The organism is Streptomyces sp. NPDC024555 (assembly GCF_055559335.1).
Window position 1 is genome coordinate 350,153 of sequence record NZ_JBVHKV010000006.1, and the last position, 23,210, is coordinate 373,362.

General features: G+C 73.6%; 14 protein-coding genes. 4 read left to right on the forward strand and 10 right to left on the reverse strand.

The genetic code is table 11. From position 1 onward, the window contains the following. Positions 1-58 precede the first annotated feature (58 nt). From ACZ4FH_RS13095 to ACZ4FH_RS13105, 3 genes are all read right to left on the reverse strand, one after another. Positions 59-1,288 (reverse strand): hypothetical protein, encoded by a 1,230-nt coding sequence (locus ACZ4FH_RS13095; RefSeq protein ID WP_467304369.1) that lies wholly within the window; start codon positions 1,286-1,288, stop codon positions 59-61. Continuing rightward, complete coding sequence (locus ACZ4FH_RS13100; RefSeq protein ID WP_467304371.1) at positions 1,285-2,382, reverse strand: HesA/MoeB/ThiF family protein; 1,098 nt, start codon at positions 2,380-2,382, stop codon at positions 1,285-1,287. Before ACZ4FH_RS13100 ends, ACZ4FH_RS13095 begins: the two co-directional genes overlap by 4 nt. 146 nt (positions 2,383-2,528) lie before the next feature. Then, positions 2,529-5,345, reverse strand: coding sequence for an AfsR/SARP family transcriptional regulator (locus ACZ4FH_RS13105; RefSeq protein ID WP_467304373.1), 2,817 nt, complete (start codon positions 5,343-5,345; stop codon positions 2,529-2,531). A 176-nt stretch (positions 5,346-5,521) separates the two neighbouring features. Between ACZ4FH_RS13105 and ACZ4FH_RS13110 the strand changes: the two genes are divergently transcribed. The 3 genes from ACZ4FH_RS13110 (at position 5,522) to ACZ4FH_RS13120 (ending at position 8,306) form a co-directional block, all read left to right on the forward strand. Further along, positions 5,522-6,427: a metal-dependent hydrolase gene (locus tag ACZ4FH_RS13110; RefSeq protein WP_467304374.1), complete on the forward strand. Its 906-nt coding sequence runs from the start codon at positions 5,522-5,524 to the stop codon at positions 6,425-6,427. Between the two features lie 17 nt (positions 6,428-6,444). Then, positions 6,445-7,524, forward strand: coding sequence for a PDR/VanB family oxidoreductase (locus ACZ4FH_RS13115; protein WP_467304458.1), 1,080 nt, complete (start codon positions 6,445-6,447; stop codon positions 7,522-7,524). A 62-nt stretch (positions 7,525-7,586) separates the two neighbouring features. Then, positions 7,587-8,306: a TetR/AcrR family transcriptional regulator gene (locus ACZ4FH_RS13120; RefSeq protein ID WP_467304459.1), complete on the forward strand. Its 720-nt coding sequence runs from the start codon at positions 7,587-7,589 to the stop codon at positions 8,304-8,306. Positions 8,307-8,351: 45 nt separating this feature from the next. Here the strand turns inward: ACZ4FH_RS13120 and ACZ4FH_RS13125 are convergent, their stop codons facing one another. From ACZ4FH_RS13125 to ACZ4FH_RS13145, 5 genes are all read right to left on the reverse strand, one after another. Continuing rightward, on the reverse strand, positions 8,352-9,617 hold the full coding sequence (locus ACZ4FH_RS13125; RefSeq protein WP_467304376.1) for a hypothetical protein: 1,266 nt from the start codon (positions 9,615-9,617) through the stop codon (positions 8,352-8,354). Between the two features lie 83 nt (positions 9,618-9,700). Further along, positions 9,701-10,051, reverse strand: coding sequence for a 5-carboxymethyl-2-hydroxymuconate Delta-isomerase (locus tag ACZ4FH_RS13130; RefSeq protein ID WP_467304377.1), 351 nt, complete (start codon positions 10,049-10,051; stop codon positions 9,701-9,703). Positions 10,052-10,152: 101 nt separating this feature from the next. Continuing rightward, the gene (locus tag ACZ4FH_RS13135; protein ID WP_467304378.1) at positions 10,153-12,186 is read right to left on the reverse strand and encodes an ATP-binding protein; all 2,034 of its coding nucleotides are present in this window, start codon (positions 12,184-12,186) and stop codon (positions 10,153-10,155) included. Positions 12,187-12,362: 176 nt separating this feature from the next. Next, the gene (gene pulA / locus ACZ4FH_RS13140) at positions 12,363-17,687 is read right to left on the reverse strand and encodes a pullulanase-type alpha-1,6-glucosidase (RefSeq protein ID WP_467304379.1); all 5,325 of its coding nucleotides are present in this window, start codon (positions 17,685-17,687) and stop codon (positions 12,363-12,365) included. An 80-nt stretch (positions 17,688-17,767) separates the two neighbouring features. Next, positions 17,768-19,489: a carbohydrate-binding module family 20 domain-containing protein gene (locus ACZ4FH_RS13145; RefSeq protein ID WP_467304380.1), complete on the reverse strand. Its 1,722-nt coding sequence runs from the start codon at positions 19,487-19,489 to the stop codon at positions 17,768-17,770. Positions 19,490-19,924: 435 nt separating this feature from the next. Between ACZ4FH_RS13145 and ACZ4FH_RS13150 the strand changes: the two genes are divergently transcribed. After that, a complete protein-coding gene (locus tag ACZ4FH_RS13150) occupies positions 19,925-20,392 on the forward strand; it encodes a hypothetical protein (RefSeq protein WP_467304382.1) in 468 nt (155 codons plus the stop codon). Positions 20,393-20,442: 50 nt separating this feature from the next. Here the strand turns inward: ACZ4FH_RS13150 and ACZ4FH_RS13155 are convergent, their stop codons facing one another. Both ACZ4FH_RS13155 and ACZ4FH_RS13160 read right to left on the reverse strand, forming a co-directional pair. Further along, positions 20,443-21,501, reverse strand: coding sequence for a LacI family DNA-binding transcriptional regulator (locus ACZ4FH_RS13155; protein WP_467304383.1), 1,059 nt, complete (start codon positions 21,499-21,501; stop codon positions 20,443-20,445). Further along, entirely contained in the window at positions 21,486-23,162 is a 1,677-nt protein-coding gene (locus ACZ4FH_RS13160; protein WP_467304384.1) for a glycoside hydrolase family 13 protein, read from the reverse strand. The genes ACZ4FH_RS13155 and ACZ4FH_RS13160 overlap by 16 nt, the downstream gene beginning before the upstream one ends. Positions 23,163-23,210: the final 48 nt, after the last annotated feature.

Genomic DNA, 23,210 nt, shown 5'->3' on the forward strand with positions numbered 1-23,210 from the left:
TGACGTCCCCCGGGCCGGCGGTGCGCCGGGCCGGGGTGGACCGGTACCCGCGGGGGTCTCAGCTCCTCGCCGTGAGCCGTCGTACGCGCTCACGGACCGCGAGGGCCGCGGGAAGAACGAAGGGGGTCAGACAGACCGCGGTGCACAGCAGCGCCCACCAGAACGGTCCGGTGGCCGGGCCCGTGCCGAGCCGGCCGGCGGCCCAGCGCAGCACCTCCCGGGCGAAGGGCGCCAGGAAGAGCGCCGCCCAGACCAGGGTCAGCACGGCTCCGGAGAGCCGCACCCAGCGGAACCAGCGCCCGGCCCGGACGTCGACCGGATGCGCGTCGGCCAGTTCGGCCGCGCCCGCGGCGTCCAGCCGGCCGGCGGAGCGCCGGAGCATCAGGGTGGTGACCTGCCACAGATTGCGGCAGCCCAGCGCGTTGACCAGCACCGCGTACAGGTCCGTCCGCAGGAAGACCATGCACTGCCAGAGCATCGCGGTGAGCTTCACGTAGATCCAGGTGGCGAGGACCGTGTCGAGTCCGTCCGAAGCCGCCCAGGTCCCGGTGTCGATCAGCAGCCGCGCCGCCAGCGGTACGGCGAGCAGCACCGCGTCGAGGGCGAGGCCGGCCAGCAGCGGCCCGTACCGCTTGCGTCGCGGCACGGTCCACAGCTGGGTCAGATCGGTCTCGAAGACCAGCAGGAAGCCCATCCGCCGGTCCATGCCGAACCGGGCCCCCAGGCCGAGCGCGCGGGCCGCGAACCAGTGGCCCAGCTCGTGCACCGCCGTGGCGGCCGTGGCGAGCGGCACGAGGATCAGGCTGCCGAGGCCGATGTCGTCGACGACGAACGCGTCGGTGGCCGGATCGGGGAAGAGGCCGGGCCGGAACACGAACACGGCGAGCGCGAACACCGCGCACGCGGCGTAGCAGCTCCAGGCCACCGGGCCGAAGAAGGGCCGCGCGACCTCCTGCCGGACCCCGTCCAGCCACCGTCCGCCCTGGACGGGCGCCGAGCGGACCGGTGTGCTCTCCTGCCCCTCGTCGAGGAATCCGAGCTCGCGCAGGACCCCGACGAAGGACGGCACGTCCACGGGCTGTCCGGCGAACTCCTCGGCCTCGGCGGCGGCCTCCGCGATCGTCGCCCCGCGCGTCAGCGCCTCGACGACCACGCCCCCGACCTTCGGAATGGCGACGAACCGCCCCGTTTCCGGGTCGCCGACCAGGACCTCGTCCTCCCCCTCGGGCACCACGCTCAGCGGGCGCAGCCGCACGGTCGTCCCCGGGGATCCGTCCGCCCCGCTCATCCCGCGGCCACCCGTACGGGAGCCAGCGCGCAGACCGGGCAGTCCGGCACGTCGGGGAACGGCACCCGTTCGGCCGCCAGTCCCTCGCGCAGATCGAGCCGGATCCTGGCCCCCGCGGCCACCGGCTCCTGGAACCCGGTCAGATGGCGCAGGCCCTCCAGCGCGATCAGTGAGCCGATCTGCATGGCCACCGGGCCGATGAGCGGGTTCGTGGTCCGCATCCCGTGCACGAGGTCCTCCGCGGCCGCCGCGCCGGTGCCCTCCTCCGGCCCCCGCGCGAACTCGCACGCCAGGCAGGCGCTCCGGCCCGGATCGACGGACATGTACGAGAGCAGCGTGCGGGTCGCGCCGCCGACGACCAGCGGCACACCGGCACGGACGGCGGCCTCGTTCACCCACAGGCCCGCGTCGGGGTGGCCGTCCAGGCCGCCCACGATCAGATCGGTCCCGTCGGTGAGGTCGGCGAGGTCCTCGGGGCCCGCGACCCAGCGGTCGACGGTGCGCACCTCGATGTCGGGGTCGTAGGCGCGCACCCAGGCCGCGGCGCGCTCGACCTTGGAGCGGCCGACGTCCTCGTGCCGGTAGAGGAACTGCCGGGCGAAGTTGCGGGTCTCGACGCGGTCGTGGTCCAGCAGCGTCAGCCGGCCGACGCCCAGTCCCGCCAGGCACTGCACCAGCGAGGAGCCGCCGCCTCCGACACCGAGCACCAGGACGTGCGCGTCGCGCACCCGGCGCAGGAAGTCGGTGCGGTGCCGGTCGAGGTCCGCGAAGGTGCCGAAGAACGCCAGGTTGGAGAAGTGCCGCTCGTCCACGGCCGGATCGCCGGTGAACCGGCCCTCCTCGCGTTCGACCAGCCCCAGGCCGGCCAGTCCCGCCAGTCCCCCGTCGAGTTCCCCGGCGGTGACCTCGACGCCCCGGGCGGCGAGCGCGTCACGCAGTTGCGGGGCGCTCCGGGGCCCTTCCCCGAGCACGGAGAGGAGCGCCTCGACCTTCCCGTCGGGGTCCTCCAGAGTGATCGACTCACGGGGGTCGAAGACGACGATCAGCTCCTCCCCCACCGTCCGCCAGGAGCACTCCTTGAGCGCGACACGCATCAACCCACTCGCTTTCGGCCTCAGCGGGCCCCGGACCCACCGGGGCACGGCCGCAACTCTGCGACCCCGGGCTGAACTTCCGCTTTGACGCCGCTTTGGGCCGCCGCCGCAGGCCGGCCGGTACGGCCCCGGGCGCGCCCGGTGGCTCAGTCCGCCGCCCTGAGCAGCGCGCGCACGGCGTCCGCGTCCGGGTGGTCGAGTTCGTCGAAGAGCGCGAGGGAGGTCCGCCACGCCTCGCGCGCGCCCGCGAGGTCGCCGACGGTGTTCAGGACCTCGCCGAGGTCGCGCAGCGCGACCGCCTCGCCGTAGCGGTTGCCGAGCCGGCGGAAGCCCTCCTGGCACCGGCGGCAGCAGTCGAGGGCCTCGGTGTACTGGCCCATGGCGCGGCGGATGACGCCGAGGGTCTGCCAGGTGTACGCCTCACCGAGCCGGTTGCCCTCCGCCCGGTGCAGCCGCAGCGCCTCGTCGCAGCAGGCCAGCGCCTTCTCGTGGTCGCCCAGATGGGTGTGGCACCAGCCGATGTTGTTCAGCGCGCCGCCCCACCCGGCCCGGTTGCCGGCCGCGCGCTCCAGTTCGAGGATCTGCTCGACGCAGCGCAGCGTGGCGCGGTAGTCGCCCTGCTGCTCGTAGGACCAGCCGAGCGTGCGCAGGGTGTGGGCCTGCGCGGCCAGGTCGTTCAGCTCGCGCTGCAGTTCCAGCGCCCGTGACAGCGCGTCCCGGGCCTCCTCGTGCCGTCCCAGCCGGATCGCGGCCCGGCCCGACTCGCAGTGGCACAGGGCCGTCCCGGGCCGGTCCTCCTGGCGCCGGGCCGCGTCGACGGCCGTGCGCTGGGTGGCCGCCCAGTCGTGCCAGCGGCCGCTGAGATGGAGGAAGTCCCCCATGACGAGCGGGAGTTGCCAGGCATGGCCGTCGAATCCCGCCGGGCCCGCCGCGTCGACGACCGCGAGCAGGGCGGCGTGCTCCGCCTCGAACCACTCCATCGCCTCGTCGTACCCCTCGGGGCTGCGGGGCGCGGAGCCGGGCACCGGGGGCGACAGCGGCAGTGCGCGGCGGACCGGGGCGAGCCGCCGGCCCGCGAGGTGCGCGGTGTGCAGGAAGTGGTCGAAGAGGCGGTGCAGCGCCTCGGTGCGTTCCGCCGCGGACTCCTCGGCCGCCGCCAGCCCCGCCGCGTAGACGCGCAGCAGATCGTGGAAGGAGTACCGGCCGGGGTGGTGCTCGTCGATCAGATGGACGTGGGCCAGCGCGGTCAGCGCCGCCGCGGCCTCCTGGACGGTCAGCCCGGCCAGCGCGGCCACCGCGGGCGCGGAGGCGTCCCGGCCGGGGTACAGCCCGAGCAGCCGGAAGACCCGGGCCGTGCGGGCGTCCAGCCGGAGGTACGACCACGAGAAGACCGTGCGTACGCTACTCGCCCCCTCGCCGGTGTCCAGCACGTCCAGCCGGCCCCGGGTGTCGCGCAGTTCCGCCGCGACCGCGCTCAGGGCGAAGCCGGGCCGGCCGACGGCGCGGGCGGCGGTCACGGCGAGCGCCAGCGGCAGCCGGGCGCAGAGGTCGATCAGCTCGGCGGCCGCCTCCGGTTCCGCGGCGATGCGGTCCGCGCCGAGCCGGGCGACCAGCAGTTCGTGCGCCTCCTCGCGCGGCAGCACGTCGAGGCGGACCAGCCGGGCGCCGTCGGTGACGGCGAGACCGGCCAGCCGGCCGCGTCCGGTGACGACCACGGCGCAGCCGGCCCCGCCCGGCAGCAGCGGGCGCACCTGGGCGGCGTCGGTGGCGTTGTCGAGGACGAACAGCAGACGGCGGCCCGCGGTCTCGGTGCGCAGCAGCGCCGCCCGCGCCTCCAGCGGATCGGGGATGCGCTCCGGCGGCACCGACAGGGCCTCCAGGAAGCCGCGGACCGCCTCGCCGGACGGCACGGGACCGGCGGTGGAGTCGAAGCCGCGCAGATTCACGTAGAGCTGCCCGTCGGGGAAGTCCCGCGCCGCGCGGTGCGCCCAGTGCAGGGCCAGCGCGGTCTTCCCGGCACCGGCCGTGCCGGTGATCACGCGTACGGCGGGGCCCGCCCCCGGCTCCGCGCCGCCGGACGCCCCGTCCAGCAGCCGCAGTTCGGCCCGGCGGCCGGTGAACCCGCTGACCGCGGCGGGGAGCTGGCGCGGGGGCGCCGGGCCCCGTCCGGTGCGGGCGGCCCCCTCCGGTGGCCGGGGGACGGGCCCGGGGGCGGCGAGCCCCGGATCGCCGCGGAGCATGCGCTGTTGCAGCGCGCGCAGCGGGGCGGAGGGTTCGACGCTCAGCTCGGCGGCGAGCAGCCGGTGCACCTCCCGGTAGGCGTCGAGCGCCTCCGCCTGCCGCCCCGACCGGTGCAGCGCGAGCATCAGCTGCTCCCACAGCCCTTCGCGGAGCGGGTGTTCGCGCACCGACTGCCGCAGCTCCGGCACGAGCGCGCGGTGCCGCCCGCAGGCCAGGTCGGCCTCGATGCGGGCCTGGAGGACGTCGAGCCGCTGCTCGTCCAGCCGGGCCGCCTCCGCCGCCACGACCGGTCCGGCCGGTACGTCGGCGAGCGCGGGGCCGCGCCAGAGCGCGAGCGCCTCCGCGAGCAGGCCCGCCGCGCGTTCCGGCTCGCCGGCGGCCAGCGCGGCGCGGCCGGACGCGCCAAGCCGGGCGAAGACGGCGGCGTCCAGATCGTCCTCGCCGTCGGGCACCACCTGGTAGCCCGGCGGCCGGGTGACGAGTAACCGGCCCTCCCGGTCCCCGAGTTCACGGCGCAGCCGCAGCACGTACTGCTGGATGAGGTTGGCGGCGGCCCTGGGTTCGCGCTCGCCCCACAGCTCCGTCCCCAGCCGGTCCGTCGGTACGGGGGTGTCGCGCCGCACCAGCAGGGCGGCGAGCAGGGCGCGCGGTTTCGCGGCGGAGATCCCCCGCCAGCGGGTGCCGTCGAATATTTCGAGGGCACCGAGGATACGGAAACGCATCCGGCCTCCCCCGCCGTCCGTACCGTGCGCATGTGATCTTGCCACTGGCCGGAACGATGCGCCACGCGGTTGCCCCGGTCTCCGGCCGGCGGCCGGGCGGGTCCGCCGGACCCGCGGGCCGAGGAAGTCGCCGCAGACCTCTGTCCTCCCGGCTTACCCCTCAGTACATTGACAACATGTCTAACACGCAGCCTGCGGCGGTCGCGTCGGAGCGGATCGCGCTCAAGGCCCGCCAGGTCTCCTTCGCCTGGGACCGGACCCCCCTGCACTGGGTGCCCGGCGATCCGTTCACCACGCACACCATCAATGTGCTCCATCTGCTCCTCCCGGCCGGGGAGCGCTGGTTCATCCACGTCTACCGCCAGGTGCTGCCGTACATCCACGACGAGCGGCTGCGACAGGACGTCATCGGCTTCATCGGCCAGGAGGCGGTGCACTCCCAGGCCCACGACGACGTGCTGCCGCACCTGCGCGAACTCGGCCTGGACCCCACCCCGTACACCGCGCAGATCGACTGGTTCTTCGAGAAGCTGCTCGGCGACCGGACGCTGCCGCCCGGCCGCTCCCGCCGGTGGTGGCTGATGGAGCGGGTGGCGATCATCGCGGCGATCGAGCACTACACCGCGTTCCTCGGCGACTGGATACTCAACGCCGACGAACTGGACCGGCGGGGCGCCGACCCCACCATGCTGGACCTGCTGCGCTGGCACGGCGCCGAGGAGGTCGAGCACCGCTCGGTCGCCTTCGACGTCTTCATGCACGTCGACGGCGGCTACCGGCGACGGGTGCGGACCTGGGCGACGGCCTTCTCCGCCCTGCTCTTCCTCTGGCAGCGCGGTGCCCGCTTCTTCATGGAGAACGACCCGAGCCTGCTGGACGGCAAGGCGTCCTTCGGACAGTTCTACCGCAGCGGCCGGCGGGGCACCCTGCCCAGCACCCCGGCGATGCTGCGCTCCATACCCCGCTATCTGAGCCGTTCGTACCACCCCTCGCAGGAGGGAAGCACGGCCCAGGCCGCCGCCTACCTCGCCCGCTCGCCCGCCGCGGTCGCGGCCGAGGCCCGTACGACGGAAGCGCCCTGACGATGAACCGCACCTCCCTGCCCCTCCCCCGGCTGCGGACCGTCGCCGCGGTGGCCGGTGCCGCGCTGCTCACCCGGCGGGCCCTGCGGCGGCGCATCGCCCGCTCCCCGCTCTGGCCGCTCCCCGCGCTGGACGAACCGATATCCGGCCACGCCCGGCGGCGCCGCTCCACCGCCGGCCGGCGGCTGCTGATCACCGCGCGGACGGCTCCGGCCGACGGCGTCGTCCAACTGCGCCTGGAGGGACCGGACCTGCCCGCCTGGGAGCCGGGCGCGCATCTGGACCTGGTGCTGCCCTCCGGCCTGGTCCGTCAGTACTCCCTCTGCGGCGACCCGGCCGACACCGGGGCGTACACCGTGGCGGTCCGGCTGGTCGAGGACGGCCGCGGCGGCTCCCGTGAGGTGCACACCGCGCTCCGGGAGGGCCTGGAGATCGAGGTGCACGGCCCGCGCAACCGTTTCGCGCTGGCCGGGGCCCCGGCCCATCTCCTCGTCGCGGGCGGCATCGGCATCACCCCGGTCCTGCCGATGGTCCGCGCGCTGGCCGCCGCCGGAGCGGACTGGCGACTGGTGTACGGGGGCCGCAGCCGGGCCACGATGCCCTTCCTCGACGAGCTGGAGCGGCTGGACGCGGGCGGCGGCCGGGTGACCGTCGTCCCGCAGGACGAGTCCGGCCACCCCGACCTGAAGGCCGCCCTCGCGGACGCGGCCGAGGGCACCGCCGTCCACTGCTGCGGCCCGGAACCGCTCATGGAGGCCGTCGCCGCCGCGCTGCCGCCCGGCTGCACCCTGCACCTGGAGCGCTTCTCGGCACGCGACGGCGACGCGGCGGACCAGTCGCCCTTCGAGGTCGAACTGCGCCGCACCGGCCGCACGGTGCCGGTCGCCGCCGGCCAGTCGGTGCTGGCCGCCGTCCGCGCGGAAGTGCCGTACGTGGCGTACTCCTGCGAACAGGGCTTCTGCGGAACGTGCCAACAGCGCGTCCTGGAGGGCGAGGTAGACCACCGCGACGAACTGCTCAACGACGAGGAGCGGCGCGCCTCCATGCTGATCTGCGTGTCCCGGTGCCGGGGCGAGCGGCTGGTGCTGGACCTGTAGCGGGGGCGCCGGGAGCGGGTCGTACGCTGGTGACCATGACGACGACCCGGGTGAAGCGCAGGATGGGCGTCGAGGAGCGCCGGCAGCAGCTGATCGGCGTGGCGCTGGAGTTGTTCAGCCGCCGGGCCCCGGACGAGGTGTCGATCGACGAGATCGCGGCCGCCGCCGGGATCTCCCGGCCGCTGGTCTACCACTACTTCCCCGGCAAGCAGAGCCTGTACGAGGCGGCGCTGCGGCGGGCCGCCGACGAACTGGCGGCCCGCTTCCTGGAACCGCACGAAGGCCCCCTGGGCGCCCGGTTGTTGCGGGTGATGGGGCGGTTCTTCGACTTCGTCGACGAGCACGGCCCCGGCTTCGCCGCACTCATGCGGGGCGGCCCCGCCGCCGGCTCCTCCACGGCGAACGCCATGATCGACGGGGTGCGCCGGGCGGCCTGCGAGCAGATCCTCGCCCACCTCGGCGTCGAGAACCCGCCCGCACGGCTGGAGCTGGTCGTCCGCTCCTGGGTCTCGCTCGCCGAGTCCACCGCGCTGATCTGGCTGGACGGCCGGCGCGTTCCGCGCGCGGAGCTGGAGACCCAGCTCGTGCACGACTTCGCCGCGCTGGCCGCCGTGAGCGCCGCGTACAACGAGGAGATGGCCGGCATCGTGCTCCGCGTCCTCTCCCAGGAACCCGCCGACGGCCCCTTCGGCGAACTGCTGACCCGCCTCTCCGCCCTGGCACCCGCCGTCCCGGCCGTCCCGGCCGTCCCGGCGCGACGGGTGCCGCGCCAGGGCTCCTGAGGTGCGCCGGGCCCCGGCGCGAGAACGCCCGGGGCCCGGCGGACCTCACCTCGCGGCGCGCCGCACCGAGACGAACGGCTGGGGCTCCGCGCCCGCCTCGGTCGAGGTGCCGACCACCGTCAGACCGCCCGGACCGCCGGTCACCCCGTTCGCCGCGTTCTCCGGGGGCGCCGAGGGATCCGTCCCCGCGGGCTGGGCCGGCGCGAGGTCCTTCCACCGTCCCCGGGCACCGGCCGCGCCGGTGGCGTCCGGGTCGAACGGCGTCCAGGACCAGGCGAGCGCGGAGCGCCGGTCCCCGAGGGTCTGGCCCACGACGGTGATCCCGCCTCCCGGACGGGCGGTCAGGCCGAAGAGCCGCGCGGACACGTCCGGCACGGCGACCCGGTGCCAGCCGGTGCCGTCGTGACGGGCGGCCAGGGCGCGGGTCGTGCCGTCCTCCGGCGACCAGTCCTCGCCGACCAGCCACACATCGCCCTCGTCGGTCACCGCGAGGCTCTGGGCCTGGCCGGGAAGGTCGGTGACGCCGGGAACGCCGGCCCGCTCCCAGGAGACCCCGTCGTAGTGCAGCAGCAGCGGGGTTCCGCCGGAGCCGTCGTACCCGGTCGCCCAGACGTCGTGGTCGGAGACGGCCCGTACCGCGTTCAGGTACCAGTAGTCGCCGGGCAGTGCGGGGAGCGGGACGTCGCGCCAGGCCGTCCCGTCGAAGTGCCGGGCGATCCCTGCGGTCCGGGACTCGATGACCCAGCCGCCCTTCGCCTCGTTCCACGTACGCGACACCTCGATCTGCGCGAGGCCCACGGCCCAGGCGCCGCCCGGCCGGGCGTCCACGTCGAGCAGGGAGCCGGCCTCGGCCTTCTCCGGGAGGTCCGCCGCGACTACCTGCCACCCCTTGCCGTCGAAGTGCTGCGTGTAGACCCGGCCGTCGAGGACCGAGGTGTCGTCGCCGACGAGCCACACATCGCGGGAGCCGTTCGCGTCCATGGCGTTGACGCGACTGCTGATCTCCCCGGCGGCGGTGGCTGCCTGAGCGACCGGGGTCCAGGCGGCGCCCGGCTCGGAGCGCTCGGCCACCACCGGTCCGAACCGGGTCACCTTGCCCTCCTGGCGCACGGTGAATCCGGCCGCCCAGGTCCTCCCCCCTCCCATCGGCACGACGTCCATGAGGGTGGTGTCGGTGAACGGCACCGCCTCGCTCGCCCAGGCGGGAGCGGGCGTACCCCTCCCGCCCGCCGCGGTCGCGGGCAGCGGGGCGGACAGGGCGGCGATCAGAGCGGCCGCGGCCACGACGGCGCGACGGCTGGGTTTCTGCACGGGTGGTTCCTTCCGGAGACGGTCTCACCCGGTAAGTGCCCCGGCCCCGCCGCCGGGTTGCGGCGTGCGGGGACCTTCGCCGCTCAGAGCTTCCGGTACGACGCGTCCAGGTCGCGGGTCTCCGCCGAGAGGTGGAGGGCGAGCCCCTCGGCGGGCCGGATGTGGGCGGTCAGCAGGTCCAGTACGGCCTGGGTGAGGCGGGCCAGGACCTCCGGGGTGCGGCCGGGCAGCAGGGCGATGTCGACGTGCACGATCGCGTCGCCCTCGGGGGCGTCTCCGACGACGGTCTCCTCGACCCGGCGGAACCGGGTCTTGCAGGCGGCGGTCTTCGTGGTGACGGTCTCCGCGATCAGGGGGTGCAGGGCGCCGGCGAAGCCGGAACGGTCGAAGGTGTCGTCGAGCTCGGCGGAGTAGTCGACGGTGATCTGCGGCATGGCGGGCTCCTGGTCGGAACATGGGACGCGGAAATGCGACCGCCCCACCCTTCCCCGTGGACGGCGGCCCGCACAAGCGCGATCCACCACGTGGAAGCCCGCTACGAGAGCAACTGCCCCTGGAGGGCCAGCGCCAGTCCCGCCTCCGCGGTGTCGGAGCGGCCCCGTTCGAAGGCGCGGCGGTACGCGGCGTCGCCGATGGCGGCGCGGGCGCGGCGTTCGCAGGCCTCGCGGAGGGGGCCCAGTTCGGGGGTGCCGCGCTGGGGGTGGCCGACCATGCCCCAGTAGATCTGTCCGGTTCCGTAGACGCGGGCGGCCTCGGCGCCCTCGCCCTGGGCGGCGATGGCGGCGGCCAGGATGTCCAGGCCGAGGGCGATGCCGAAGCGGTCACGGAGGCGGTGCTTGCCCGCGATCATGGAGCGGGCGTGGGCGGCGGCGGCGTCGGCGCGGTCCTGGAGGAGCGCGATCAGGGCGAGTTGGTAGTCGACGTAGCTGAGGGTCCATCCCTCGTCCCTGGCCTCGCAGGCGGCGCGGAGCACGACGGCGGCCTCGGCGGCCTCGTCGAGCCGGCCGAGGCCGATCAGGGCGAAGACGGTGATCATGTGGCAGCGCAGCCGGTAGGCGGTCTCCAGGGGGGTGCCGGCGCCGGTGGTGCTGAGGACCCGGTCCGCCTCGCGCAGCCCCTTCTGCGGTTCGCCGGTCATCAGATGGGTGAGGCCGCGCAGATAGGCGGCGGCGAGGATGCCCTCGTCGGTGCCGTCCTCGGCGGCCGCCCGCAGGCACTGCTCGCCGACGCGTTCGGCGGCCTGGTAGTCGCCCTGGAGCATCTGGCAGATGCCGAGCACCCACAGGACGCGGGTGCGGTGGGGGCCGTCGGCGGGGCCGCGTTCCAGGGCGCGCTGGGCGTAGCCGCGGGTCTGCGGGAGGTGGCCGCAGCAGCACCAGAAGAAGCCGATGCGGCCGGCCATCTCCTGGGCGGCCTCCGGATCGTGGTCGAGCAGGTGGTCGAGGGCGGCGCAGAGGTCGGCGTGGGATTCGGCGATGCGGTGGTACCAGTGGATCTGGTCGTCGCCGGTCCAGCCGGCGTGGGCGCTGCGGGCCAGCCGGAGGAAGCAGGCGGCGTGCCGGTCGGCGGCGGCGCGCTCCTCGCCGAGTTCGGTGAGCCACATCCGGCCGTACTCGCGGATGCTGTCGAGCATGCGGTGGCGTACGCCGTCGCGGTCGCGGGCGACGACCGACTGGGCGACCAGGGCGCGCAGGGCGCCCCGGACGGCTTCCGGGGTGAGGGGCCCGCCGGCGCAGACGGCGACGGCGGTGTCCTCGTCGAAGTCTCCGCGCAGCACGGTGAGCCGGGCCCAGAGCAGGCGCTGGGCGGGGGTGCACAGTTCGTGGGACCAGCCGATCGTGGTCCGCAGGGTGCGGTGGCGCCGGGGCAGCAGAGTGGTGTCGGCGAAGACGTCGAGGCGGGAGCCGAGCCGGGTGGCGACCTCGCCGGGGCTCTGGCGTCCGACGGCCGCGGCGGCGAGTTCGATGGCGAGGGGGATGCCTTCGAGCCGCCGGCAGATCTCGGCGGCGGCCCCGGGGTCGTGGGGGGTGTCGGGGGCTGCGGCGGCCGCGCGGTCGCGGAAGAGGGCGAGGGCGGCGGCCCCGGCCCCGTCCACGGGCAGCGGTTCCACGTCGACGCGCTGTTCGCCCCTGATGTCCAGGGGGCGCCGGCTGGTGGCGAGGACGGTGAGGCCGGGCGAGGTGGTGAGGATCTCGCCCAGGAGGTGCGCGCAGGAGGGGCGCAGATGTTCGCAGGAGTCCAGGACGAGCAGCAGCTGTTTGTCGGCGAGCCATTCGCAGAGCACGTCGATGGGGGTGCGCAGGGTGTGGTCGCTGAGGCCGACGGCGTCGGAGACGGTGGCCAGGAGGAGTTCGTCGTCGTGCAGGGGGGCGAGGCCGGCCCAGTGGACGCCGTCGCGGTAGAGGGATTCCACGCGGGTGGCCGCGCGGACGGCGAGCCGGGTCTTGCCGACTCCGCCGGGTCCGGTGAGCGTGGTCAGCCGGCCGGCGGAGAGGGCGTGGCCGATCAGTTCGAGCTCCGCCTCCCGTCCGACGAAGCTGTTGGTCTCCTCGGGGATGTTGCTCGCCATGGTCACCGTCGCTGCACAGCTGGATCGGCCGGTCCCGGCCCCCGGGGCCCGCGCGCCCGTGGAGGCGGGTGCGGGTGCCGGGGCCGGAACCGGCCGGTGGAGTAGGAGGGGCGCGTCGGGGAGTGCGCTGGTGGGGCTCTCCCCGACGGGCTGCCCCTACGGTAGTCCCGTCGCGGTCAGCGCAGGGCGAAGACCGCCACCGTACGTCCCGGAACGGTGAAGCTTCCCGAACTCCGCTCGTACGAGGCCTTCTTGACGGTAAGATCCGCGCCCGCCGCCTGGACGGGGTGGAGCGCGTAGTCCTTTCCGGCCAGGGCGGTGACCTTCTGGGTGGTGGTGCCGGGCGCGGCGTTGAAGACGACCACGAGCGAGCCGAGCCGCATGGTGATCACGCCGGGGGTCTCACCGGCGCCGGAGAGCGGGAACGAGAGCCGGTCCTGCACCTGCGCGGCGGTGGCCAGACCGAAGTCCTTCTCCGTGGCGCGGATGGTGAGCAGGTCCCGGTACGCGGCCGAGGTGCCGTTGATCTCCGCGCAGCCCGGGGTGAGCGCCGGATTCGACAGCAGCGGCTCGGCGTACGGCCACTTGGCCTCGTTGTCGGCGGCCGGCGGCAGTCCGCGCCCGAAGCCGTTGCCGTCCCGGCAGTCCCAGTGCAGGGCGTTGAACCAGTCGCCGCTGTCGAAGGAGTTGCGGTCCAGCGACTTGGAGCGGAGCAGGTCGGTGCCGGCCTGGGAGAGCGCCGGGCCCTGCGAGAGGGTCGCCGTCGCCATGGCCAGGACCTGCATCCTGGCCCGGTCGGCGGCGGAGGTGCCCGCCGGGAGCTTGAACGCGAGCGCGTCGTACAGGGACTCGTTGTCGTGGGCGTCGGCGTAGGCGAGGGCGTCGCCGGGCACGGCGGCGTAGCCGGCCGGGGCGCCGTTGTAGTCGACGTCGGAGCCCTTGACGGTGTTCCCGGAGGTGTCGGTGAAGGTGTAGCCGGCGAGGTTGCCGGTGAGGCCGACCTTGATCAGGTCCTGGTAGTGCAGGAGGCGGGCCTTCTGTTCGGCCTTCGTGCCGTTGGCGGTGGAGGTGTTGGGGTCGGTGTAGAGGCCGGTGGCGAAGCCCTGGACGCCGGGGTCCTCGTCGAACGGGGAGCCGCCGCGCACGGCGTCGCGGGCCCGGTCGGAGAAGGTGGCGATGCCGGTGCCGGCCATGTTCTTCTGGGTGGCCTGGACGAAGCGGGCGTCGTCGGCGATCTCGCCGAAGTTCCAGCCCTCGCCGTACAGGATGATCTTCTTGCCGTCGACGCCGTCCTTGGCAACGGTCAGCGCGTCGAGGGCCTTGCGGACGGCCAGGATGTTGGCCTTGGGGTGGTGGCCCATCAGGTCGAAGCGGAAGCCGTCGACCTTGTACTCCTTGGCCCAGGTGACGACCGAGTCCACGACGAGCTTGCCCATCATGGTGTTCTCGGGGGCGGTGTTGGCGCAGCAGGTGGAGGTGGCGACGGTGCCGTCCTCCAGGAGCCGCTGGTAGTAGCCGGGCACGATCCGGTCGAGGACGGACTTCTCGTCCTGGCCGGCGGCGACGGTGTGGTTGTAGACGACGTCCATGACGGTGCGCAGTCCGGCGCCGTTGAGGCCCTGGACCATCTGCCGGAACTCGACGGTGCGCTTCGTGCCGTCCGGGTCGGAGGCGTAGCTGCCCTCGGGGACGGTGTAGTGCAGCGGGTCGTAGCCCCAGTTGAAGCCGTCCTTCGCGGCGGCCTTCGCCACGCAGGCCTGCTGTTCGGCGGAGTCGGGGGCGTAGACGGACAGCTCGCAGGCCGGCTTCTGCTGGTCCTTCCTCTTCTCGGGGATGGTCCCGATGTCGAAGGCGGGCAGCAGGTGGACGTAGCCGGTGCCGGAGTCGGCGAGCCGCTTGAGGTGCTTCATCCCGTCGGAGCGGGTGTCGGTGAACGCCAGGTACTCACCGGGGTGCTTCGAGGTGGGGTCCGCGATGGAGAAGTCGCGGATCTGCAGCTCCTGGATCTGGGCGTCGCGCAGCGGTGCGGCGGCGGGCTTGCGGAGGGTGTCCCAGCCCTTGGGGGCGAGGGAGCGGTCCTCCAGGTCGACGACGAGGCTGCGGGCGGAGTCGGCGGTCAGGGCGGTGGAGTAGGGGTCGGTGACCTTGTTGGTGACGCGCTTCTGGACGGTGGGCGCCCAGACGTCCACGACGTACCGGTAGGGCTTGCCCTTCCAGTTCTTCTTGCCGGTGACGGACCAGACGCCGGTGCGGTCGTCGCGCCGCATGGGGACGGTCTTCCCGTCGAGTTCGAGGGCGACGGTACGGGCGGTGGGCGCCCACACCGACAGGGTGGGGGTGCCGTGACGGAAGACCGGGCCGAGGGCGGCGCCGCTCGCCCTCTCGCCGTAGAGGTCGTCGAGCACACCGGCGCTCTGCACCCCGGTGGCGGCGAGCAGGGCGCCGTTGGCGGCGCGCTGGGTGGCGACGATCTGGCCGCGCAGGGCCTCGCGGACGCGGTCGCGGTCCCGGGCGTCGACGGTGAAGGCGGGGTAGTCCTTGAGGTGCGGGTACGTCGCCTTCTGGGCGTCGGTGAGCGCGGACGGGGTGAGCCGCAGCCACTGGCCCTCGTCGCTCAGGGCGCCGTCGACGACGGAGATGCCGCCGTTCCTCGCGTAGACGAGCTGCTGGCTGGTGGCCTCGGTGGCCTTGACCTTCCAGACGACGGTGTCCGCGTCGATCCACTGCGCCTCGGCCTTGGTGAGGTCGGGCGCCGGGACGCCGCCGGCCTGCGGGAGCAGATAGCCGGCCCGGCCGCCGAGCAGCCACACCTCGTGGCCGTACGTGGCGAGGTCGAGGGACTGGTCGCTGGGCAGGTCCTTCTCGTCGCCCCGGTGCAGGATGTAGCTGAGCGCGGTGGCGCCGTCGGCGAGCGGGACCTCGAAGGTGAGCCCGGAGGCGTCCTTCTTCACGGGCTGGAGCGGCTTGGCCCAGTCGGTGGGCTCCTTGGCGCCGGTCCAGGTGTGCAGGCCCCAGCCGTCGTAGTCGCCGTCGGCGCGGTAGTAGTGCAGGACGGCCTTGGTGGTGTCCTGTGCCGGGTAGGCGCCGTCGGGCGCGGTGCCGGCCTGGCCGTCCTCGCCCTGCGCGATCCAGACCTCGCCGGTCTTCGCCAGGTCCACGGTGCGCTCGGGCCCGTCGGCGGTTCCGGACTTCTCGACGGTGTACGGGACGGTGGCGGCACCCTCGGGCACCTCGACCCAGGCGAACGCGCCGTACGCGTCGCGCCCGGTGAAGGCGGCGGTCGTCTCGCCGGACCTCAGCTGCCAGCCGTCGTAGTCACCGTCGGCACGCTTGTAGTGGACGACGGCGAAGTCGCGCTCGACGGCGACGGGCTTGGCGGGGGCGGGTGCCTGGCCGGCGGCGGAGGAGGCGGTGGCGCTCGCGGTGCGGCCGGTGCGGTCGACGACGACGGCCTTGTAGCGCAGGGGCGTTCCGGCGGCGGTCGTGGCGTCGATGGTCTGGGTGACCTTGTACGGGGCGTGGTCGGCGGTGCCGAGGGTGGTCCACTTCCCGTTGCCGGTCTGGGCGGCGAAGACGACCCGGTTGAGGGAGCCGCCGTCCACGTCGGCGGTGATCTCGACGGTGCCGGTGGCGCCGGCCGCCGGGGCCTTCAGGGTGACGGAGGGCTTGGCGGCCGGGGCCGCGAGCGGTCCGGAGGCGCGGAGCACCAGGCTCGACAGGGCCGGGACGGTGACCGTGATCTTCTGGTCGGCGCCGCTGCGGACCGTGCCGGAACCGCCGTACAGGGTGCGGAAGTCCATCCGGGCGGATCCGGTGGGCAGCTCGACGGTCTTCGCGGAGGTGCCGTTGTTGGTGGCGACGACGTACTCGGTGCCGCGCGCCGCGTCCGTACGGGAGAAGGCGTAGACGGAGCCCTCGGCGTACCGCTCGGTCTGCACACCGTCGCGCAGCGCCGGGTTGTCCCGGGTCAGCTTCGAGAGGGCGGCGATGGAGCGGTAGAGCGGGTGGGCCGTGTCGTACGCGTCGGAGGCGTGGGTGCGGTCGGTGCCCAGCTCGTCGTCGTCGAGGTAGTCGGCGGTCTTCGAGGCGAACATCGTCTGGCGGGCGTCCTTGTCGCCGCCGGCGCCGGTGAAGCCCTGTTCGTCGCCGTAGTAGACGACGGGGTTGCCGCGGCTGAGGAACATCAGCTCGTTGGCCAGCTCCGCGCGCTTGACCAGCTCCGCGTCACCGGCCTCCGGGTTGTCCTGCTTGAGGAACGTCCCGATGCGGCCCATGTCGTGGTTGCCGAGGAAGGTGACCTGCTCGTAGGCGTTGGCCTTGTCGGTGGTGTACCGGTAGTCGTCGCCGAAGACGGCGGCGAGCTTCGAGGCCGGGGCGCCCTGCGAGGCGTACTGGCGGGCCGCCTCCTGGAACGGGAAGTCGAGCGTGGCGTCGAGCCGCCCCTGGGTGACGTACGGGGAGGTGATCGCGGTGTCGGACGAGTAGACCTCGCCGAACATGAAGAAGTCCTTGCGCCCGTGCTTGGCCGCGTACGCGTCGAGCGCGGTGGCCCACTGGGTCCAGAAGTCCAGGTCGACGTGTTTGACGGTGTCGATCCGGAACCCGTCGATGTCGAAGTCGCGGACCCACTTCTCGTAGATCTTCTCCATGCCGGAGACGACCTCGGGCCGCTCGGTCCACAGGTCGTCGAGCCCGGAGAAGTCGCCGTAGGTGGTGGACTCGCCGGCGTACGTCGAGTCGCCCCGGTTGTGGTACATCGTCGGGTCGTTGAGCCAGGACGGCGTCTTGCCCCCGCCGCTCACCGGCTTGTACGGGAAGGAGTCGGCGTCCACCTTCGCCATGCCCGCCGCGTCGTCGAAGGGGCGGCCGTCGCGGTCGAGGTAGGGGTAGGCGCCCTTGGACTTGTAGCCGTAGGTCTTCTCGGCGTAGTCGACGGTGTCGGCGGTGTGGTTGGTGATGACGTCGAAGAAGACCTTCATGCCCTTGGCGTGGGCCTTGTCGATCAGCTTCGTGAGGTCGGCGTTGGTGCCGAAGTGCGGGTCGACCTGGGTGAAGTCCGTGATCCAGTAGCCGTGGTAGCCGGCCGACGCGTCCTTGCCGGTGCCCTGGACGGGCCGGTTCTTGAAGATCGGGGCGAGCCAGATCGCGGTGGTGCCGAGCCCCTTGATGTAGTCGAGCCTGCTGGTCAGCCCCTGGAGGTCGCCGCCCTGGTAGAAGCCCTTGTCGGTGGGGTCGTAGCCCGTCTCCAGGCGCGAACCGGTCAGCCCGCCCCGGTCGTTGCCGGTGTCGCCGTTGGCGAATCGGTCGGGCATCACGAAGTAGAACTGCTCACGGGTCAGATCGTGCCGGGCGGGCTGTGCGGCCAGCTTGGCGTCCGACGGCGCGGCGGGCGGCCTGGCCGCGGCGGCGGGCAGTGCGGGCACCAGGGCCGCGCACAGGGCGGCCGCGACGACGGCGGGCGCCGTTCTTCGCGCGGGCACGCGCAGGGACGGACGTATCACTCGGGTTCTCCTCGGAGGGGTACGGGATGTGCGGGGCCGGACGGGCCGCAGGGAGACGGCCCGTCCGGCGAGGGGGGAGGTCAGCTCCGCCAGACGTCGGCGGTCAGCGTGACCTTGCCGGAGGAGGGCACCGTGCCCGTGCGGTTGGCACCGCTCTCCCAGGTGACGTTGCCGTTCGCGTCCTTGCGGATGTACTTGTACTCGAACGCGGTGCCCGCGGGCATGTCCACGTCGAGCTTCCAGACCGGGTACGTGGCCGGGTCCAGCTTCAGGGCGCTGCCGGTGTTCCAGTTGCCGAGGGCGGACTGGTTGCCGGTGACGTAGATGTTCTGGCCGAGCTGGGTGGTGGCGTTGACGCCGAAGGAGGCGCCGGACGTGCCCGTGCCCGTACCGGGGTCGGTGCCGGGGTCGGTGGAGCCGCCGCCGCAGGTGCGGGCGCCGGTGTGCAGCGCGAGGGCGGTGTCGGCGCCGAGGGTGGCGGTGAACTGTCCGGAGCCGTTGACGGTGACGCCCTTGCCGGACTGGACGTCGCAGTAGTCGCCGGCGGGCAGCGAGGTCTGGAAGGTCCGGGTCAGCGAGGAGCCCTCGTGGTTGATCGCCACGTACGCCTTGGAGCCGCGGCCGAAGGCGATCTGGTCGCCGCCGTTGTCCCACCAGTTGGTGACGGCCTCGCCGCGCGCGGTGTTGCGGAAGCCGACCATGGAGGAGATCTCGCGCCAGGCGTGCTGGCACTTCCAGCCGTCGCTGTAGCAGGCGTTCACCGTGCCGCCGCTCGGCGGGCCGGCGTCCTTGTCGGACCACTCGTAGCCGGAGTGGACGTCGGGCGAGCCGTAGGGCCAGGCCAGCATGAACACGCTGGCGAGCGTGTAGGACGCGCCGTACTTGTAGTTCAGCGTCTCGCCGTTGCGCTCGGTGTCGTGGTTGTCGACGAAGACCGCGGCCCGCGACGACGGCATGAAGCCCCAGCCCTCGCCGAAGTTCTTCAGGTAGGCGAGGTTCTGGTCGTTGAAGACCTGCTTGAGGCTCCGGGCGTACCGGAACTCCTGGACGTCACCGGTGCCGGCGTACTCGTCGGGCGAGACCGCCTCGCCGGCGCCGTAGATCGCCTCCTGCTTCCAGTAGGCGTTCGGGTTGCTCAGCCGCGACTTGATGTTGGCCAGGTCGGCGGCGGGCATGTGCTTGGCGGCGTCGATGCGGAAGCCGTCGACGCCGAGCGAGAGCAGGTCGTTGAGGTAGCCGGCGATCCTGCCCCGGACGTAGTCCTCACCGGTGTCCAGGTCGGCCAGCCCGACGAGTTCGCAGTTCTGGACGTTGGCCCGGTCGCCGTAGTTGGTGATCTGCGACTGGCAGTCGTTCATGTCGTTGACCGAGTACAGGCCGGGGTAGTCGTACTTCGTGTACGAGGAGCCGCCGGTGCCGGTGCCCGAGCCCGAGGACATGTGGTTGATGACCGAGTCGGCGACGACCTTCACGCCGGCGCCGTGGCAGGTGTTGACCATGTTCGCGAAGGACGCGCGGTCGCCGAGCCGGCCGGCGATCTTGTAGCTGACCGGCTGGTAGGAGGTCCACCACTGGCCGCCCTGGATGTGCTCCTGCGGCGGCGAGACCTGGACGAAGCCGTAACCGGCCGGGCCGAGCGTGTCGGTGCACGCCTTGGCGACGGAGTCGAACTTCCACTCGAAGAGGACGGCGGTGACGTCCTTGGTGCCCGGGGCGGATGCCTCGGCCGTCGTGGCGGGGGCCACGAGGGCGGCGGCTCCCGCGACGAGGGCGAGCGCGGCAGACAGGGGTCTGCGGGCCATGTCTTTCCTCCTGCTGTGGGGGAAACGCGGGTGACGGTGCAGCCTCATACGGCAACGCGCCCTGCCCTCAAGGCTCATGAAGGTTCTTGCTGCAAGAATGCAAACCTTGCCGCGAGCAGACCGTACGAGCCCGTCAGTGCGCGGTCAACCCTTTGGACATGAGCTGCTCACATCCGCGAAATAGTGCAGATTTCTTTCTGCAAGGTCTTACGCAAGACATTGCAGCACTGTTACGTTGCTCCCGACTCCGGTCCGGCCGGCCGGGGGTCCCGTTACCCCGGGCCCCACGCGCCCGGCCGGCCGGGCCGGTCACACAGGGGGTGCACCGGAGGTCACACTCCCCGCCGGCCCGTCCGGGCCGACTTCCGGTGCCTCTCCCCGTGTACGACACCCCGCCGTCGCCCCCACGCCACTTCCGGCCTACGCTCATGTGCCATGTCCACCGGCCGGCCCCTGACCCCCCGCGGACGCGTCGTCGTCCGCGTCGCCGTCGTCTTCGTGCTGCTCGTCTCGCTCGGCGGCGGACTCGGCCTGGCCGCCGAGGGCCTGGAGGGCCGGACCGCCCTGCGCTCGGGCCCCGTCGGCGCCCTCACCCCCACCGACCGCGACTGCGGCAAGGAATCCTGCGCCTGGACCGGCACCTTCACCGCCGCCGACGGCAGCGTCCTCGCACACGACGTCGAACTCCGCGGCGCCGCCCGGGTCCGCCGGAGCGACCCCGCCCCCGCCCGCATCGACGACGTCCGGCTCGCCGAGGACGCCGGAGCCGCCTACCCCGCCGACTACGGCTGGCACGGCCCCGTGGTCAAGGGCGCGGCGCTCGCCGCCGTGGGCGTGGCGGTCGCGACCGGGCTCGTGGTGATGCTGCGCCGGCAGCGGAGGGCCGCCGCCCCGGCCGCGTGACGACAAGAGGGCCGGGCCCCCACCGGACCCGGCCCTCCTTCCCTTCCGCCTCACGCTCCCCGCAGCGCCGCGGTCGACCCCCGTACGACCAGCTCGGGCTGGAAGACGTACTCCGTGCGCTGCACGGGGCTGCCGCCTATCTCCTCCAGCAGCGCGCCCACCGCGGCCGCCGCCATCGCCTGGACGGGCTGGCGGACCGTGGTCAGCGGCGGGTCGGTGAAGGCGATGAGCTGGGAGTCGTCGAAGCCGACGACGGAGACGTCGCGCGGGACGTCGAGACCGCGGTCGCGGGCCGCGCGGACCACGCCCAGGGCCATCAGGTCGCTGCCGCAGACGATGCCGGTGCAGCCCCGGTCCAGCAGGGCGCCGGCCGCCACCTGGCCGCCCTCGACGCTGAACAGCGTTGAGCAGACGAGGAGTTCGGCCTCCGAGCGGTCCAGGCCCAGCACCGAGACCGCCGCGTCCACGAAACCGTCGCGCTTGCGGCGGGAGGGCACGTAGCGCTGCGGACCTATGGCGAGGCCGACCCTGCGGTGGCCGAGTTCGGCGAGATGGCTCACGGCCATCCGCACGGCCGCGGCGTCGTCGGGCGAGACGAACGGGGCGCTGATGCGCTCGTTGTAGCCGTTGATCAGGACGAACGGCACGCCGCGCTCGGTCAGCGCGGCATAGCGCGCCGGGTCGGCCGAGGTGTCGGCGTGCAGTCCGGAGAGGAACACGATGCCGCCGACGCCGCGTTCGACGAGCTGTTCGACGAGTTCGTCCTCGGTGGCGCCGCCGGGCAGCTGGGTGCAGAGCACCGGGGTGTAGCCGTGCCCGGCCAGGACCTGCTCCACGGACTGCGCGAACGCCGGGAAGATCGGGTTGGTGAGCTCGGGCGTCACCAGTCCGATCAGCCCGGCGCTGCGCTGCCGCAGCCGTACGGGCCGTTCGTACCCCAGGATGTCGAGCGCCGCGAGCACCCGCTGACGCGTGGTGTCCGCGACGCCCGGCTTGCCGTTGAGGACGCGGCTGACCGTCGCCTCGCTGACGGCCGCCTGGCCGGCGATGTCGGAGAGCCTGAGCGCGGAACCGGCCCTGGGCGGGGGGACGGTCACACCGTCCACCACACCGTGGTGTCGGCGGGCAGCTCGACCTCGGGGCCGTCGGCCTCGACCGGGGCGCTGGACAGCAGCGGGGTGCCGTACGCGGGGATCCGGACCGGGGCGCCGGTCGTGTTGACGGTGCAGACGAAACCGGGGCGGGCGAGGACGAGGACGCCCTCGGGGGCGTCCAGCCACTCCACGTCCGTTCCGGCGCCGAGGCCGGGGTGGGCGCGGCGGGCGGCGATCGCGGCCCGGTACAGCTCCAGGGTGGAGCCGGGCGTGCCGGTCTGGGCCTCGACGCTCAGCTCGCCCCAGCCGGCCGGCTGCGGGAGCCAGCTGCCGCCCGCACCGAAGCCGTAGCTGCTGCCCTCGCGGGTCCACGGGATCGGGACGCGGCAGCCGTCGCGGTAGCCGTCCTGGCCCTCGGCGCGGAAGAACGAGGGGTCCTGGCGGGCCTCGTCGGGCAGGTCGGTGACGTCGGGAAGGCCCAGCTCCTCGCCCTGGTAGACGTAGGCGGAGCCGGGCAGCGCCAGCATCAGCAGGGTGGCCGCGCGGGCCCGGCGCAGGCCCAGCTCGCGGTCGCCTGCGGTGCGGATCTGGGTGCCGAGGCCCGCCGGGTTGGCGAAGCGGGTGGCGTGCCGGGTGACGTCGTGGTTGGAGAGCACCCAGGTGGTGGGCGCGCCGACCGGGCGCATCGCGTCGAGCGAGGTGTCGATGACCTCGCGCAGCGCGGCGGCGTCCCAGGCGGTGGCCAGGTACTGGAAGTTGAACGCCTGGTGCATCTCGTCGGGGCGCACGTAGTTGGCGGTGCGCTCGACGGTCGGCGTCCACGCCTCGGCGACGGCGATCCTGTCGCCGGGGTACTCGTCCAGGATGGTGCGCCAGCTGCGGTAGATCTCGTGCACCCCGTCCTGGTCGAAGAACGGCATGACGTCGTTGCCGAGCAGCTTCAGCTGGTCGTGGGTGCCGAGGTCGGGCAGGCCCTCGGCCTTGACCAGGCCGTGCGCCACGTCGACGCGGAAGCCGTCGACGCCCATGTCGAGCCAGAAGCGCAGGATCGAGCGGAACTCGTCGGCGACGGCCGGGTGCTCCCAGTTGAAGTCGGGCTGCTCGGGGGCGAAGAGGTGGAGGTACCACTCGCCGGGGGTGCCGTCCGGGTCGGTGGTGCGGGTCCAGGCCGGGCCGCCGAAGATGGACTCCCAGTCGTTGGGCGGGAGTTCGCCGTTCGCGCCCTTGCCGGGGCGGAAGTGGTAGCGCTCGCGCAGGGCGGAGCCGGGGCCCTCGGCGAGGGCGCGCTTGAACCACTCGTGCTGGTCGGAGGAGTGGTTGGGCACCAGGTCGACGATGATCCGCAGGCCCAGGTCGTGGGCGTCGCGGATCAGCGCGTCGGCGTCCAGCAGGTTGCCGAACATCGGGTCGATGGCCCGGTAGTCGGCGACGTCGTAGCCGGCGTCGGCCTGCGGGGAGGCGTAGAAGGGGCTGAGCCACACCGCGTCGACGCCGAGGTCCTTGAGGTACGGGAGGCGGGCGGTGACGCCGGCGAGGTCGCCCATGCCGTCGCCGTTGCCGTCGGCGAAGCTGCGCGGATAGACCTGGTAGATCACCGCGTCCTGCCACCAGCCGGTGCGGTGGCCCGGGGCGTCGTCGGACGTGCCGGTGGAGGGGGCAGCGAGGTGCTGGGTCATGTCGTCCCTGGGGTGTCTGGGTGGGGGTGGCGCCGGGACCGGGTCGGG